11 protein-coding genes are annotated in these 14,425 nt (G+C 72.2%); 2 read left to right on the forward strand and 9 right to left on the reverse strand.

Translation table 11 applies throughout. The annotated features are described in order from the left end of the window. Nucleotides 1-5: 5 nt before the first annotated feature. From ACFOY6_RS00490 to ACFOY6_RS00505, 4 genes are all read right to left on the reverse strand, one after another. Entirely contained in the window at nt 6-1,547 is a 1,542-nt protein-coding gene (locus ACFOY6_RS00490; RefSeq protein ID WP_379648286.1) for an ABC transporter substrate-binding protein, read from the reverse strand. 173 nt (nt 1,548-1,720) lie between these two features. Next, nucleotides 1,721-2,650, reverse strand: a complete 930-nt coding sequence (locus ACFOY6_RS00495) for a sugar kinase (RefSeq protein ID WP_379634470.1) — start codon at nt 2,648-2,650, stop codon at nt 1,721-1,723. After that, nucleotides 2,647-3,279 (reverse strand): bifunctional 4-hydroxy-2-oxoglutarate aldolase/2-dehydro-3-deoxy-phosphogluconate aldolase, encoded by a 633-nt coding sequence (locus tag ACFOY6_RS00500; RefSeq protein ID WP_379648288.1) that lies wholly within the window; start codon nt 3,277-3,279, stop codon nt 2,647-2,649. The genes ACFOY6_RS00495 and ACFOY6_RS00500 overlap by 4 nt, the downstream gene beginning before the upstream one ends. Nucleotides 3,280-3,419: 140 nt before the next feature. Beyond that, a complete protein-coding gene (locus tag ACFOY6_RS00505; protein WP_379648290.1) occupies nt 3,420-3,701 on the reverse strand; it encodes a hypothetical protein in 282 nt (93 codons plus the stop codon). 181 nt (nt 3,702-3,882) lie between these two features. On the opposite strand from ACFOY6_RS00505, the gene ACFOY6_RS00510 reads away from it, so the two are divergent. Further along, entirely contained in the window at nt 3,883-5,163 is a 1,281-nt protein-coding gene (locus ACFOY6_RS00510) for an Hsp70 family protein (RefSeq protein WP_379648292.1), read from the forward strand. On the opposite strand, the gene ACFOY6_RS00515 is transcribed toward ACFOY6_RS00510, so the two are convergent. Beyond that, nucleotides 5,160-6,854, reverse strand: a complete 1,695-nt coding sequence (locus tag ACFOY6_RS00515) for a glycosyltransferase (protein WP_379648294.1) — start codon at nt 6,852-6,854, stop codon at nt 5,160-5,162. The two genes, ACFOY6_RS00510 and ACFOY6_RS00515, sit on opposite strands and share 4 nt — an antisense overlap. Nucleotides 6,855-7,024: 170 nt before the next feature. Here ACFOY6_RS00515 and ACFOY6_RS00520 point away from each other — a divergent pair, with 170 nt between their 5' ends. Further along, nucleotides 7,025-8,326, forward strand: coding sequence for a hemolysin family protein (locus ACFOY6_RS00520; RefSeq protein WP_109515361.1), 1,302 nt, complete (start codon nt 7,025-7,027; stop codon nt 8,324-8,326). 101 nt (nt 8,327-8,427) lie between these two features. Here the strand turns inward: ACFOY6_RS00520 and ACFOY6_RS00525 are convergent, their stop codons facing one another. From ACFOY6_RS00525 to tkt, 4 genes are all read right to left on the reverse strand, one after another. Continuing rightward, the gene (locus ACFOY6_RS00525; RefSeq protein WP_109515362.1) at nt 8,428-9,861 is read right to left on the reverse strand and encodes an NAD-dependent succinate-semialdehyde dehydrogenase; all 1,434 of its coding nucleotides are present in this window, start codon (nt 9,859-9,861) and stop codon (nt 8,428-8,430) included. 182 nt (nt 9,862-10,043) lie between these two features. Then, the gene (locus tag ACFOY6_RS00530; RefSeq protein ID WP_109515363.1) at nt 10,044-11,240 is read right to left on the reverse strand and encodes a phosphoglycerate kinase; all 1,197 of its coding nucleotides are present in this window, start codon (nt 11,238-11,240) and stop codon (nt 10,044-10,046) included. 14 nt (nt 11,241-11,254) lie between these two features. Continuing rightward, nucleotides 11,255-12,277: a type I glyceraldehyde-3-phosphate dehydrogenase gene (gene gap, locus ACFOY6_RS00535; RefSeq protein WP_109515364.1), complete on the reverse strand. Its 1,023-nt coding sequence runs from the start codon at nt 12,275-12,277 to the stop codon at nt 11,255-11,257. A 40-nt stretch (nt 12,278-12,317) separates the two neighbouring features. Continuing rightward, complete coding sequence (tkt, locus tag ACFOY6_RS00540) at nt 12,318-14,360, reverse strand: transketolase (protein ID WP_379648457.1); 2,043 nt, start codon at nt 14,358-14,360, stop codon at nt 12,318-12,320. Between the last annotated feature and the right edge of the window lie 65 nt (nt 14,361-14,425).

Raw genomic sequence — 14,425 nt, forward strand, 5'->3', positions numbered from 1 at the left:
GGGCCTCAGATCATGTTCGTCGCGCGGAAATCCATGGATTCCACGGGGTAGGCCTGCCACGCGATCGTGGCCTTCTTGCCGTAGAACATGGTCAGGTCGTGCAGGGCGGTGCCCGGCGGGTCCACCTCGTCGTAGATCTCTAGCATCCGGCGGAAGGCGCGGCGGCGCTCCGCAGTGTCGAGCGAGCTTTGCAGCACCGGGCAGAGCGCGTTGAACTCCTCGTTCGTCCAGGCCTTGATGACGCGCTGCACGTTGCTGCCGGGGCCGTAGCGGCGCACCATCGCGCCCACCGGGTCCTGCCAGAAGATCGTGTCCGAGGCGTCGCAGATGCCGAGGCCGGGCTGGTAGACCTGCGACCAGTTCTCCTTCACCTCGATCTCGACATTCAGCCCGACGGCGCCCCACATCTCCTTCAGGATCTGGGCTGTCTGGACCTGCAACGTGTAGTAGTTGTTCAGCACGCGGTAGGCGATGCGCCGGCCGCCATAGCCCGCCTCCTTCAGCAGGGCGCGGGCCCTGTCGGGCTGGAAGCCGGGGCCTTCGTAGTCGGCCAGGTAGAGATCGCCATAGCTCCTGTCCTGGTGGCCATTCGGCACCCAGGTGCGGCCGCCATAAAGGCTGTCCACGATGGCCTGCCGGTCGATCGCCATGGAGAGGGCGCGGCGGACCCGCGCATCGGCCAGGGCAGGCTCGAACTTGTTGTAGACGATGGCGCGCACGTTCTGGATGGCACCGCCCGCCACGGCGCGCCCGGCCATGGACTGGATGGTCGGAATCTGGTCGGGCGAGACCTCGGTGATGAAATCCGCCTCGCCGGTGGCCAGCTGGTTCAGGCGGCTGGCCAGCTCCGGCACGACGCGGAACTCCAGCTCGTCCACCACCGGCCGGCCGCCCCAATAGGCGTCATGCGCGGTGAAGACGAAGCGCCGGTCATAGGAGAACTCCTTCACCTTGAACGGGCCGGTGCCGACCGGCGCCTGCTCCCAGGCGGAGAAGCTGGGTGCCGCGAGGAAGGCGCGCTTGCTGATGACCTGGCTGCCCCAGCCCGCCAGGCGCCGCTCCAGCAGCGGGTCCGGCCCGGTGGTGGTGACGCGCACCGCCATCGGGCCGATGGCTTCCACGCCGGCGATGGTCGGCAGGAAGGGGCGTGTCTGCAGATAGCCCGGCGCCTTGGGGTCGGACATGCGCTCGGGGCCGAAGGTGAAGGCGACATCCTCCGCCGTCATCGGGCTGCCGTCATGGAACAGCACGCCCTCGCGCAGCGTGAACGCCATCTCGGTGGCCGAGAGGCGCTCCCAGCGCGTGGCCAGGCCCGGCACCAGCTTCGCGCCATCGCGGTAGTCGATGCCGATCAGCGTATCGTAGAGATTGTAGCCCATGCGGAAGGAGACGTTGCCGTAATCGCGGCTGGGCTCCAGCGTCGCCGTGCCGGGCGAGTTGGGCATGGCGATGACGATGCGGCGGGGCGTGGCGGCGCGCAGCGGCCGGGCGGCGAGCAGGGTGCCCGCGCCCGTCAGCACGCCGCGCCGGGTGAGGAGGAGAGACATGGGGCCTGTGTCCTTGCCGTTGCAGGCCCGCCGCGGCCCCGCATGGCCAGGGCATGCGCTGTGGCCCCGGCCGGCCCTTTTGCCCCGCAGATACCCTCGCCGCGTGACGCCGGTGTGACCGCTTGCCCGCCCGAATGATGACGTTGGCGGTGCCCGCTCAGCCCTGCGCCCGCTCAGCCCTGCGCCAGGAAGGCGCGCACCGCCTCGGCCTTCGGCATCGGCGCCACCGCGCCATACCCCGTGGTGGCCAGCGCGGCGGCGGCGTTGGCGTAGCGCGCCGCTTCCTCCAGCGTGTCCCCCGCCACGAAGCGTGCCAGGAAATTGCCGGCGAAGGTGTCGCCCGCGCCGGTGGCGTCCACCGCCTTGACCTTGCGGCCGGGCAGGGTGGTGCGCCCCTCGCGCGTGGCCACCATCACGCCATCCTTGCCGAGCTTCAGGATCACGCGCGGCGCCATCTCCAGGTAGAAATCGGCGATGGCGTCCGGCTGCTCCAGCCCGGTCAGCGCGGTGGCGTCGTCGTAGCTGGGCAGGGCGATGTCGGCCATGCGCAGCGCCGCGTGGATGGTGGCCCGCGCCCGCGGCAGCGGCCAGAGGGCGCGGCGCAGGTTGGTGTCGTAGGAGACGGTGACGCCGGCCGCGCGGGCGATCTCCATGGCGCGGAAGCAGGCATCCGCCGCGCTGGCCGAGATGGCTTGGCTGATGCCCGAGACATGCAGCACCCTGGCCGCGCGGATGGCGTCCTCCGGCATGTCATCGGGCGCCATGCGGCTGGCGGCGCTGCCGGCGCGGTAGAAGGTGAAGGCGTGCCCCTCCGGCCCGTGAGTGACGAAGTAGATGCCGGTGGGCGCGTCCTTGCGGCGGGTCACCGTGCTGGAATCCACCCCCTCGCGCGCCCAGAGCGCCATGAAGCTGTCGCCCGGCGCGTCCTGGCCGAGGGCGGTGATGTAGCCAGCCCTGGCCCCCGCGCGCGCGGCGGCGACGGCGGCGTTGGAGGTGTCCCCGCCATGGCCTTCAAGGTAGAGGGCGCGGCCCGTCTCGTCGGGCGGGAGCTGGTTGAACTCCAGCATCGGCTCGCCCAGGCAGAGGATCTCCGCCGCGCTCATGCCTGCATGATTCCGAGCGCCTCGCGCGCCGCGGCCTGCACCGCCTCGCGGTTGCCGGCGGCGATCGCCTTCTCGTCCACCAGCTTGCCGCCGATGCCGACGAAGGCGGCGCCGGCTGCGATGTACTCGCCCGCGTTGCGCGCATCGACGCCGCCCGTGGGGCAGAAATCGACGCCGGGGAACACCGAGCGCAGCGCCTTGACGTGCGCCGGGCCGCCGACCGAGCTGGCCGGGAAGATCTTGACCACGTCGGCCCCGGCGGCGCGGGCGGCACGCACCTCGGTCGGCGTCAGCGCGCCCATCATCAGGCAGGCGCCGGCCTCGCGGGCGGGCGCGGCGAGGGAGGGATCGACCCAGGGCGAGACCAGGAAGCGCGCGCCGGCCTGGATGCAGGCCTCGGCCCGGGCGGCATCCGGCACCGTGCCGGCGCCGACCAGCAGGCCCGGCTCGGCCGCCAACTCGCGGATGACGGAGAGCGCGTCCGGAATGGTCAGGGTGATCTCGAAGATGGTGATGCCGGCATCGCGCAGCCATTGCGCGGCGGTGGCAGCATGGGCGGCGGTGCTGGTGCGCACCACGGGCACGATGCGGGCGGCGCGAAAGGTGTCGATCAACGGATGCGGGGCCACGGGGACTGTCCTTCACGGCGTGCAGGGCGTGCGTCGCGCCCAGGGGCGCGGGGGCCGCAGGCTAGCCGCGCGGGGCGGGGCCGTGAAGCGGGTGGCGGCATTTTGCCGGCCGTGACCGGAAGGCGGGAAGCCAGGCGGCTTCAGGCCATCGAGGCGAGCTTGCCGGCGGTCTTTTCCAGCGTGCGCGCGGCAACGTGGGCGTGCTGCACCTTCTCGGCGGTGCGGCCGAGCGTCTCCTGGTAGCTGTGCACCTGGGTGGCGAGGCCACCCGTCGCGTCGCGCAACGCGGCGAGGTTCTGGCGGAACTCGGCGACGGCGTGCGCCTGGGCGGACAGGGCGGTCTCCAGCTTGCGCAGGGCCAGGCGGAGCCGGTCCTCCGGGGTCTGGGGGAAGGCCAGCAGGGGGGCGGGTTCAGGCTCCATGCGGGATCTCTCGGCTATATGTTAACGGGATGTGAACGGTAGCCGATCGCAAAACCTGGGATAAGTCAAAAAATAGATAACCGCTTTGCCATCTTCGCGAGCAAGGCGAGCCGAATCGCCATTCCCCCGCCGCGCCCGATCTGCTCTAACGCCCGGCCCTCGAACGGCCCGGGCATGCACCATGTCGGACATCATCGGCATCGACTTCGGCACCACGAACAGCGTCATCGCCCTGCGCGACGGGGAAGGGCGGGTGGCGACGGTGCGCTACCAGGTGGGCGGCAAGGTGCTGGACACCTTCCGCTCCCTGCTCTGCTTCTGGGTGGAGGAGACCGGCCCCTCGCGGGGGAAGCTGCAGCACGCCGCCGGCCCGCACGCCATCGAGGCCTATCTGGACGACCCGCTCGGCAGCCGGCTCATCATGTCGATGAAGAGCTACCTGGCCAGCCGCAGCTTCACCGAGACCCGCATCTTCGGCCGGAGCTACGGGCTGGAGGAGCTGATCTCGCTGTTCCTGCGCGCGCTGGCCGGGCACGCCATGGGCGGCGCCGCGCTGGGTGCCGCGCGGGTGGTGGCGGGGCGGCCGGTGCGCTTCGTGGGCGAGCAGGCGGATGACGCGCTGGCCGAGCGCCGGCTGCGCTCCGCCTTCGCCGGCGCCGGCTGGGAATCGCTCGACTTCGCGCTGGAGCCCGAGGCGGCGGGGCACCGCTTCGCCGCCGGGCTGGACGGGGCCGCGCATGTGCTGGTGGGCGATTTCGGCGGCGGCACCAGCGACTTCTCGCTGCTGCGCTACGAGCCGGGCGCGGCGCGGCGCGTCACCGCGCTGGGCCATTCCGGCGTCGGCATCGCCGGCGACGCCTTCGACTACCGGATCATCGACAACGTGGTTTCGCCGCGCCTCGGCAAGGGCGGCAGCTACCGGGTGATGGGCACGGCGCTGCCGGTGCCGCCCAGCTTCTACACCAGCTTCGCCCGCTGGCACCGGCTCTCGCTGATGCGCGCGCCGCGCACCCTGCGCGAGATCGGCGAGGTGGCGCGCGCCGCCGACCATCCGGAGCAGCTGCACCACCTGATCCGGCTGGTGGAGGACGAGGCGGGCTATGCGCTCTACCAGGCCGTCTCCGGCGTGAAGGCGGCGCTCTCCGGCGCCGAGGTGGCGGTGCTGCGCTTCCGCCACGGCGGCTTCGCGCTGGAGGAGACGGTGCGGCGGGCGGATTTCGAGGCCTGGATCGCGCCCGAGCTGGCGCAGTTCGGCGGGGCGGTGGACCAGGCCCTGGCCGAGGCCGGGCTGCCGGCGGGGGCGGTGGACCGCGTCTTCCTCACCGGCGGGTCCTCCCTGGTGCCGGCGGTGCGGCGGCTGTTCGAGGCGCGCTTCGGCGCCGAGCGGGTGGCGCATGGCGGCGAGTTCGTCTCGGTCGCCGAGGGGCTGGCGTTGATCGGCGCGGAGCGGGTGGCGGCCTAGCCGGCCTCCCACTCCGCGGGCGCCGGCCGCGTCTGGCGGCGCAGGGCGAGGGCGGCGGCGCAGGGCACGGCCAGCAGCAGCAGCACACCCGCCCAGCCCAGCCCCTGCGCCCCGCCAAGGCCCAGGCTGCCGGCCGCGCCGGCCAGCAGTGCCAGCAGCAGGCTGACCAGCCGGTGCGGCCTGCCCGTCTCGGCCGTGGGTGCCAGGGCGGCGCGCCACAATGCGGCGCCACGCTCCGGCATCGTCGCCAGGGCGGCGAGGCCGGCCAGGGCGCGGTGCCCGCGGGGCGCCAGCAGCGCCGCCTGCGCCAAGCGGAACAGCGGCAACATCAGCGCCGGCAGCAGGAAGGGCAGCAGGGGCGCGGCCTCCAGCAGGCGCGCGGCGGCCAGGGCCAGGGTCCAGGGCAGGGCGAGCACCGCCAGGGCCAGCCACAGCGCATCGCCCGCCGCGGCCGCCGGCTCGGCCAGCAGGTGGCGGCGCTGCGCCGGCGAAAGGCCGCGGTGCCGCGGGTTCAGCAGGGCGGCGCCATGCCGGCGCAGCCCGTGCAGCAGCCCCGCCACGCTGGCCTGCGGCACCGCCGGCACATGGCCGGCGGCCAGGCCATCGGCCAGCTCCAGCCCGTCCCAGCCCTGGCGCAGCAGGCGCAGCCCCAGCTCGGCCGGCTTGCAGGGGGCGGCCTCGTTCCAGCAGCCCGCCATCTCCAGCGCCGGCCGGCGGATCAGCGCCAGGGCCAGGCGCAGCGGCACGGCGCGGTGTTCGTTGCGGGCCCGCTGCACGCGCGGCCAGCGCGAGGCATCGGCCGCGTGGGCCACCCGCTCGGCCAGCAGCGCGCCCCGCTCCGGCGCGCAGGCGGTGCCCTGCACGAAGCCGAGGCCGGGGTCGCGGAAGAAGGGCACGGCGTGGCGCAGCCAGTCCGGCTGCACACGGCAGCCCGGCTCCAGCGTGGCCACCAGCGCGGCATCCGGCGCCATCTCGCGCAGGGCGAAGTTGCGCGCCGCCCGCTGCCCGGCGCCGAGATGGAAGAAGCGGAAGCGCGGGCCGAGCCGGGCGCAGTGCTCGGCCACCGGCTCCCAACTCTCGGGGCTATGGCTGCTGTCCAGCACCAGCACCTCCAGCGCGCCGTAATCCAGCTCCGCGAGGTGGTCCAGCGTGTCGCGCAGCAGGGCAGGCGGCATGTCCTGCGTCGGCAGATGCACCGAGACACGCGGCTCCGGCCCGCCTGCCTGCCCCAGCGCGGGGTGGCGGCGTCGGTAGGCGCGCGCGAACAGCGAATCGGCCAGCAGCCGCGCCTCCCACAGCAGCAGCAGCGCCATGGGCAGGAGAAGGACGAGCAGCGCCAGCCAGGCCGGATGCGACGCCAGCCCCTGCCGCGCCAGGACAGCCAGCCCGCCGGCCAGGAGTTGCCCCGGCAGCGCCACCATCAGCAGGCCGGGCCAGCGCAGGCCGCCCGCGCCGCGCAGCGCCCAGGCGCCGCCGAGCAGGCCCGCCAGCGCCGCGCCGCCTCCCCAGGCAATGGCCCCGCCGCCGCCCGCCGCCCACCATGCCGCCCCCTGCGCCAGCGCGAGCAGTGGCAGCAGCACCCAGAGCAGCGGAGCGGGCGCGTGGCCACCCCGCCCGCCCTGCCGCAGTGGCATGGGAGCGGCGGAGAGGCCGGCATTGCCCGGAACAGGGCGTAGGGCGCGTGCATTCATGGCGTTCCGACTCCAGACGGCGGTGCGCGTCGCGCGATGACTCCTCCTATGCGGGTGCCCTGCGGCGGTGGATCGGCGTCTTGATGGCAGGAATGGGGCCTGAAGGCGTGACCCATCCCGGGCGAGAGGCTAGAACCGCCGCCTGCACCCCCAACGGAGACCGCCCCGCCATGGGTATCGCCATCGAGATCGGCGTGATTTTGCTGCTCGTCCTGCTGAATGGCGTCTTCGCGATGAGCGAGCTGGCGATCGTCTCCTCGCGCCGCGTGCGGCTGCTCGGCCTGCAGCGGAGCGGACGGGCCGGCGCCAGCACGGCGCTGGAACTGGCGGAGGATCCGCAGCGCTTCCTGCCCACGGTGCAGGTGGGCATCACGCTGGTCGGCGTACTGGCGGGCGCCTTCGCCGGGCAGGGGCTGGCGCAGCGGCTGGGCGGGCTGCTGGCGCAGATCCCGGGGCTCGAGACCTATGCCAGCCAGATCGCCCTCGGGCTGGTGGTGCTGGGCATCACCTATCTCTCGCTGATCCTGGGCGAGCTGGTGCCGAAGCAGCTGGCGCTGCGCAACCCGGAGGCGGTGGCGGTGCTGGTGGCGCGGCCGATGTCGCTGCTCTCCCGCGTCGCGGCGCCGATGGTTTGGCTGCTCTCGCGCTCCTCGGCGCTGGTGCTGGGGCTGCTCGGCGCCAGCAAGCCGGTCTCCACCACCATCACGGAGGAGGAGGTGCGCGCCGCCGTGGCCGAGGGCGCCGAGGCCGGCGCGCTGGAGCGCGAGGAGCATCACATGATCGAGCGCGTGCTGCGGCTGGCCGACAAGCCGGTGCGCGCGCTGATGACGCCGCGCACCGAGGTGGAGTGGATCGACCGCAATGCCGGCCCCGAGGAGGTTGCGGCGCGGCTGCGCGCCAGCACGGTGACGCGCTTCGTGGTGGCGGACGGGCGGATCGACAACGTGGTGGGCGTGGTGGCGGCGAAGGACCTGCTGGACCAGATCCTCACCGGCGCGCCGCTGGACCTGAAGGCCGCGCTGCGCCAGGCCTCCGTGCTGCCCGACGGCCTCTCGGCGCTGGACGGGCTGGCCCGGCTGCGCAAGGACCCGCTCGGCATAGCACTGGTGATGGACGAGTATGGCAGCTTCGAGGGCGTGGTGACCGCCTCCGACCTGCTGGAGGCGATCGTGGGCGAGCTGGGCCCGGCGCCGGCGCCGCAGGCCGGCGGCGTGGTGGAGCGCCACGATGGCAGCCTGCTGCTCGACGGCATGATGGCCAGCGACGAGCTGCGCGCCCGCCTGGACCTGCCCGGCCTGCCCGGCGAGGGCAGCTACCACACCGTGGCCGGGCTGGTGCTGGCGCTGCTGCAGCGCGTGCCGCGCGAGGGCGACCGCATCGCCTGGGCCGGCTGGCGCTTCGAGATCATCGACATGGACGGGCGGCGGATCGACAAGGTGCTGGTCAGCCAGGACCCCTCCAGCACCGGCTGATCCAGCACCGGCTGAGCGGGCATGAAAAAGCCCGCGCCTCCCGGGGAGGCGCGGGCCGGGCCGTGGCCCCTCCGCCCGCGGGCGGAGGGGCAGGCCGGCTGTCAGAGGCCGGCCTGGGTGACGAACTTGGTGTTCAGGTAGGCCTCGATCGCCTCGGAGCCGCCCTCGGAGCCGTAGCCGCTGTCCTTGATGCCGCCGAACGGCACTTCCGGCAGGGCCAGGCCCAGGTGGTTGATCGTCATCATGCCGGTCTCGACCTGGCTGGCGATGGCGTTCGCCGTCTTGGCCGAGCGGGTGAAGGCATAGGCGGCGAGACCGAAGGGAAGGCGGTTGCTCTCCTCCACCACCTCGTCGAAGTCCTTGAAGGGCACCATCAGCGCCAGCGGGCCGAAGGGCTCCTCGTTCATGGCGCGCATCTCGCGCGTCAGGCCGGTGATCACCGTCGGCTCGTAGAAATAGCCCTTGTTGCCGATGCGGTTGCCGCCGGTGCGGACCTCGGCGCCCTTCTGCCGGGCATCGGCCACCAGCGCCTCCATGGCGGGGATGCGGCGGTCATTGGCCAGCGGGCCCATCTGCACGCCATCCTCCAGCCCGTTGCCCACCTTCAGCGACTTGGCATAGGCGGTGAACTTGTCGACGAACTGGTCGAACACCTTCTCCTGCACCAGGAAGCGGGTCGGCGAGACGCAGACCTGGCCGGCATTGCGGAACTTGCTGCCGGCGAGGGTCTTGCTGGCATGGTCCACATCGGCGTCGTCGAACACGATGGCGGGGGCGTGGCCGCCCAGCTCCATCGTCGCGCGCTTCATGTACTTGCCGGCCATCTCGGCCAGGTGCTTGCCCACCGGGGTGGAGCCGGTGAAGGTCACCTTGCGGATGGTGGGGTGCGGGATGAGGTAGGAGGAGATCTCCGCCGGCACGCCATAGACGAGGCCAACCACGCCCTTCGGCAGCCCGGCGTCGATGAAGCAGCGGATCAGCTCGGCCGGCGAGGCCGGCGTCTCCTCCGGTGCCTTGACGATGATCGAGCAGCCGGTGGCCAGCGCCGCGGAGAGCTTGCGCACCACCTGGTTGATCGGGAAGTTCCACGGCGTGAAGGCGGCCACGGGGCCGACCGGCTCCTTGATGACGAGCTGGTACACGCCCTCGGCGCGCGCCGGCACCACGCGGCCATAGGCGCGGCGGGCCTCCTCGGCGAACCAGTCGATGGTGTCGGCGCCGGCCATCACCTCCATCTTCGCCTCGGGCAGGGGCTTGCCCTGCTCCAGCGTCATCAGGCGGGCGATGCTGTCGGCGCGCGAGCGCAGCAGGTCGGCGGCCTTGCGCATCAGCTTGGAGCGGTCGAAGGCGGAGACCTTCTTCCAGGTTGCGAAGCCCCGCTCGGCGGCGGCCAGCGCCTCGTCGAGGTCGCTCTCATTGGCGTGCGGAACGGTGCCGATCTGTTCCTCGGTGGCCGGGTTCAGCACGGGGATGGTGCGGCCGCCGGTCGCGGCGCGCCACTGGCCGTCGATATGGAGCAGGACGTCCTGGTACATCTACAGCGTCTCCTCAACTGGTCGGGGTTGGGGCGAATGTGGACCCGCGAAACGCGAAGCACCACCCCTTGACCCGGAGTTTTCGGCCGCTCGTCGGATGATCCTGCAACGGGGTATCGAGGGGCGATCAAAAAAGGCCGGGACTTCCGCCCCGGCCTTCGTTCCGTCCGCCGAGCCGTGGCTCAGCCTTCCTGCAGCACCGCCACGCCCGGCAGCGTCTTGCCTTCCAGCCACTCCAGGAAGGCGCCGCCGGCGGAGGAGACATAGGTCATCCGCTCCGCCACGCCGGCATGGCGCAGCGCCGAGACGGTGTCGCCGCCGCCGCCGATCGTCTTCAGCCCGGCCGAGGTGGTGAGCCCCGCGGCCATCTGCGCCACCTGCACGGTGGCGGTGTCGAAGGGCGGGATCTCGAAGGCGCCGAAGGGGCCGTTCCACACCAGGGTGGAGGCGCGCTTCAGGCGGCTCTCGACCGCGGCCACCGTGCCGGGGCCGACATCGAGCGCCATCATGCCCTCGGGCACCTTGTCCGCCGCGACGGTGCGGTGCGGGGCGTTGGCGGCGAAGGCCTCGGCGACGACGAGATCCTCCGGCAGCAGCACCTCGCAATTGGCGGCCTTGGCCTCGTCGAGGATGCGGAGCGCCGTCTCGTGCATCTCCGCTTCCTGCAGCGACTTGCCCATGGACATGCCCTTGGCCGCCAGGAAGGTGTTGGCCATGGCGCCGCCGATCACCAGCACGTCCACCTTGCGCGACAGGTTGCCGAGCAGGTCGAGCTTGGTGGAGACCTTGGCGCCGCCGACGATGGCCACCACCGGCCGCGCCGGGGTGCCGAGCGCCGCGTCCAGCGCCTCCAGCTCGGCCTGCATCAGCCGGCCGGCATAGCTGGGCAGCCTGTGCGCCACGCCCTCGGTCGAGGCATGGGCGCGGTGGGCGGCGGAGAAGGCGTCGTTGACGAAGACGTCGCCGAGCTTCGCCAGCGCCTCCGCCATCGCCGGGTCGTTCTTCTCCTCGCCGGCGTGGTAACGGGTGTTCTCCAGCACCAGCACCTCGCCATCCTTCAGGGCGGCGACGGCGGCCTCGGCCACGGGGCCGATGCAGTCATCGGCGAAGGCGACGGGGCGGCCGAGCGAGCCAGCGAGCGCCTCCGCCATCGGCTTCAGCGACATCTCCGGCACCCGCTTGCCCTTCGGCCGGTCGAAGTGGCTGCACACGATGACGCGCGCGCCCTTCTCCGCCAGCTCGCGGATGGTGGGGGAGAGGCGCTCGATGCGCGTGCGGTCGGTGATCTGACCGTCGCGCACCGGCAGGTTGAGGTCGGCGCGCAGCAGGACCCGCTTGCCGGCGGGGTCGAGCTGATCGAGCGTCCGGAAACGGGCCATCGCCGCGCCCTCCCTCAGAGCTTGCCGAGATAGGCGGCGGTGTCCGACATGCGATTGGAGAAGCCCCACTCGTTGTCGTACCAGCTCATCACCCGCACCAGCCCGCCATCGACCACCTGGGTCTGGGTGGCGTCGAAGGTGGAGGAGTGCGGGTCGTGGTTGAAGTCGATGCTGACCAGCGGCGCGGTGTTGTAGCCGAGGATGCCCTTCAGCGGGCCGTTCTCGGCCGCTTCCTTCATCACGGCGTTGATCGCCTCCTTGGTCAGGCCCTCGGTGCGCTCCGGCACGAAGTCGAGGCTGACGAGCGAGACGTTCGGCGTCGGGATGCGGATGGCGGTGCCGTCCAGCTTGCCCTTCAGCTCCGGCATCACCAGGCCCACGGCCTTGGCGGCGCCCGTCGAGGTCGGGATGGCCGAGACCGCCGCGGCGCGGGCGCGGTGCAGGTCCTTGTGCAGCGTATCGACGGTGTTCTGGTCACCCGTGTAGGCGTGGATGGTGACCATGTAGCCGCGCAGGATGCCGAACTTCTCGTGCAGCACCTTGGCGACGGGCGCCAGGCAGTTGGTGGTGCAGGAGGCGTTCGAGACGATCTTGTCCTCGGCCGTCAGCGTCGTGTGGTTCACGCCGTAGACGATGGTCTTGTCCGAGTTCTCGCCGGGGGCCGAGATCAGCACCTTGCGCGCGCCGGTGCCGAGCAGCACCTGCGCCTTCTCGCGCGCGGTGAAGATGCCGGTGCACTCGGCGGCGATGTCGACGCCGTCCCACTTCAGCTTCGTCGGGTCGCGCTCGGCCGTCACCTTGATCGGGCCCCAGGTCTTGCCGTGGGCCTTGATGGTGATGCTGTCGCCCTCGACGATCACCTCGCCGGGGAAGCGGCCATGCACGCTGTCGTAGCGGAAGAGATGCGCGTTCGCCTCGACCGAGCCCAGGTCGTTGATGGCAACGAACTCGACATCGTCGCGCCCGCTCTCGCAGGCGGCGCGCAGCACCAGGCGGCCGATGCGCCCGAACCCGTTGATCGCGACCTTAACAGCCATGGTGTCTTCCCTTGTCTTTCCCGATTGGTCTTGAAGCGTCTCAGCCCAGCTTGCGCCGGACTGCCGTCACAACCGCCTCGGCCGTGATGCCGAAGTGGCGGTAGAGATCCTCGGCCGGTGCCGAAGCGCCGAAACCCGTCATGCCGATGAAGGTTGCATCACGGCCAAGCCAGCGCTCCCAGCCGAAGCCGAGCGCCGCCTCGATGCCGATGCGCAGGCCATCGCCCAGCACGGCGGCGCGGTAGCTCTCGTCCTGCAGCGCGAACAGCTCCCAGCAGGGCAGGGAGACGACGGCGGTGGGGATGCCCTCCGCCTCCAGCGTGGCGCGCGCCGTCATGGCGAGCTGCACCTCGGAGCCGGTGGCGACCAGGGTCGCCTTGCGGGCGCCGGAGGCCTCGGCCAGCACGTAGCCGCCGCGGGCGGAGCGGTTCTCGCCCGCCTCCTCGCGCAGGGCGGGGAGGTTCTGGCGGGAGAGCGCCAGCACCGAGGGGCCGTCGGCGCGGGCCACCGCCAGCTCCCAGCACTCCGCCGTCTCCATCGCGTCCGCCGGGCGGAACACATGGAGGTTGGGGATGACGCGCAGGCTGGCCAGCGTCTCCACCGGCTGGTGGGTCGGCCCGTCCTCGCCGAGGCCGATGCTGTCATGCGTCAGCACATGCACCACGCGGGCGCGCATCAGCGCGGCGAGGCGGATGGAGGGGCGCATGTAGTCGGCGAAGACGAGGAAGGTGCCGCCATAGGGGATGACGCCGCCATGCAGCGCCATGCCGTTCATGGCGGCGGCCATGCCGTGCTCGCGGATGCCCCAGTGCACGTAGCGCCCGCCCATGTTGGACGGCGAGAGCACGGGGATGCCCTTGACGTTGGTGTTGTTGGAGCCGGTGAGGTCGGCCGAGCCGCCGATCATCTCGGGGATGGCCGGCACCAGCACCTCCAGCGCGCGCTGCGAGGCGACGCGGGTGGCGATCTTCGGCTTGTCCTCGGCGAGCTTGGCGCGGTAGGCGGCGGCGGCCTCGTGCCAGCCCTCCGGCAGCTTGCCGGCCATGGCGCGCTCGAACTCGGCCTTCTGCGGGTGGTTGGCCAGGCGCTTCAGCCAGGAGCGGCGGGCGCCGGCGCAGCGGCGGCCGGCGGCCTCCCAGGCGGCCTTGATGTCCTCCGGCACCTCGAAGGGGCCGCTGGTCCAGCCCAGCGCCTGCTTGGCGGCGGCGGCCTCGGGGCCGCCCAGCGGGCTGCCATGGCTGCCGGCCGTGCCGGCCTTGGTGGGGGCGGCGAAGCCGATGATGGTGCGGCAGGCGATGATGGTCGGGCGGGTGCTGCGGGTGGCGCCTTCCAGCGCCTTCTCCACCGCCGCCGCGTCATGCCCGTCCACCCGCTTCACCGCCCAGCCATAGGCGGCGAAGCGCTTCAGCACGTCGTCGGAGCTGGCCATGTCGACCGCGCCGTCGATGCAGATGCCGTTATCGTCCCACAGCACCGTCAGCTTGTTCAGCTTGAAGTGGCCGGCGATGGAGGCGGCCTCGTGGCTGATCCCCTCCATCAGGCAGCCATCGCCGGCGATCACCCAGGTGCGGTGGTCCACCAGGCTCTTGCCGAAGCGGGTGGCGAGGTGCCGCTCGGCCAGCGCCATGCCGACGGCGTTGGCCAGCCCCTGGCCGAGCGGGCCGGTGGTGGTCTCGATCGCCGGGTGCTCGCCATATTCCGGATGGCCGGCGGCCACCGAATGCAGCTGGCGGAACTTCCGCAGGTCGTCCATCGCCATGCCGGCATGGCCGGAGAGATGCAGCCATGCGTAGAGCAGCATCGAGCCGTGGCCGGCCGAGAGCACGAAGCGGTCGCGGTCCGCCCAGCGCGGGTCGGCGGCGTCGTGCTTGAGGAACTTGCTGAACAGCACGGTCGCGGCGTCGGCCATGCCCATAGGCATGCCGGGGTGGCCGGACTTGGCCTGCTCGACGGCGTCGATGGCCAGGGCCCGGATCGCATCGGCCATCCGCCGCGTCTCGGTCACCGGCAGAGCCAGGATCTTCTGCTGCGCCGCGATGGCGGGGTTGGCGGAAGCGTCGGGAAGGGGGGCGATACTGGCCAAGGTCAAGAACCTCTCTGGCGTCGGGACGGCTATAGAGGGGCGGGGAAAAAGCGGCAACCCAACGG

It is taken from the genome of Teichococcus aestuarii (assembly GCF_042651065.1).
In the GTDB taxonomy this organism is placed as follows: domain Bacteria; phylum Pseudomonadota; class Alphaproteobacteria; order Acetobacterales; family Acetobacteraceae; genus Pseudoroseomonas; species Pseudoroseomonas aestuarii.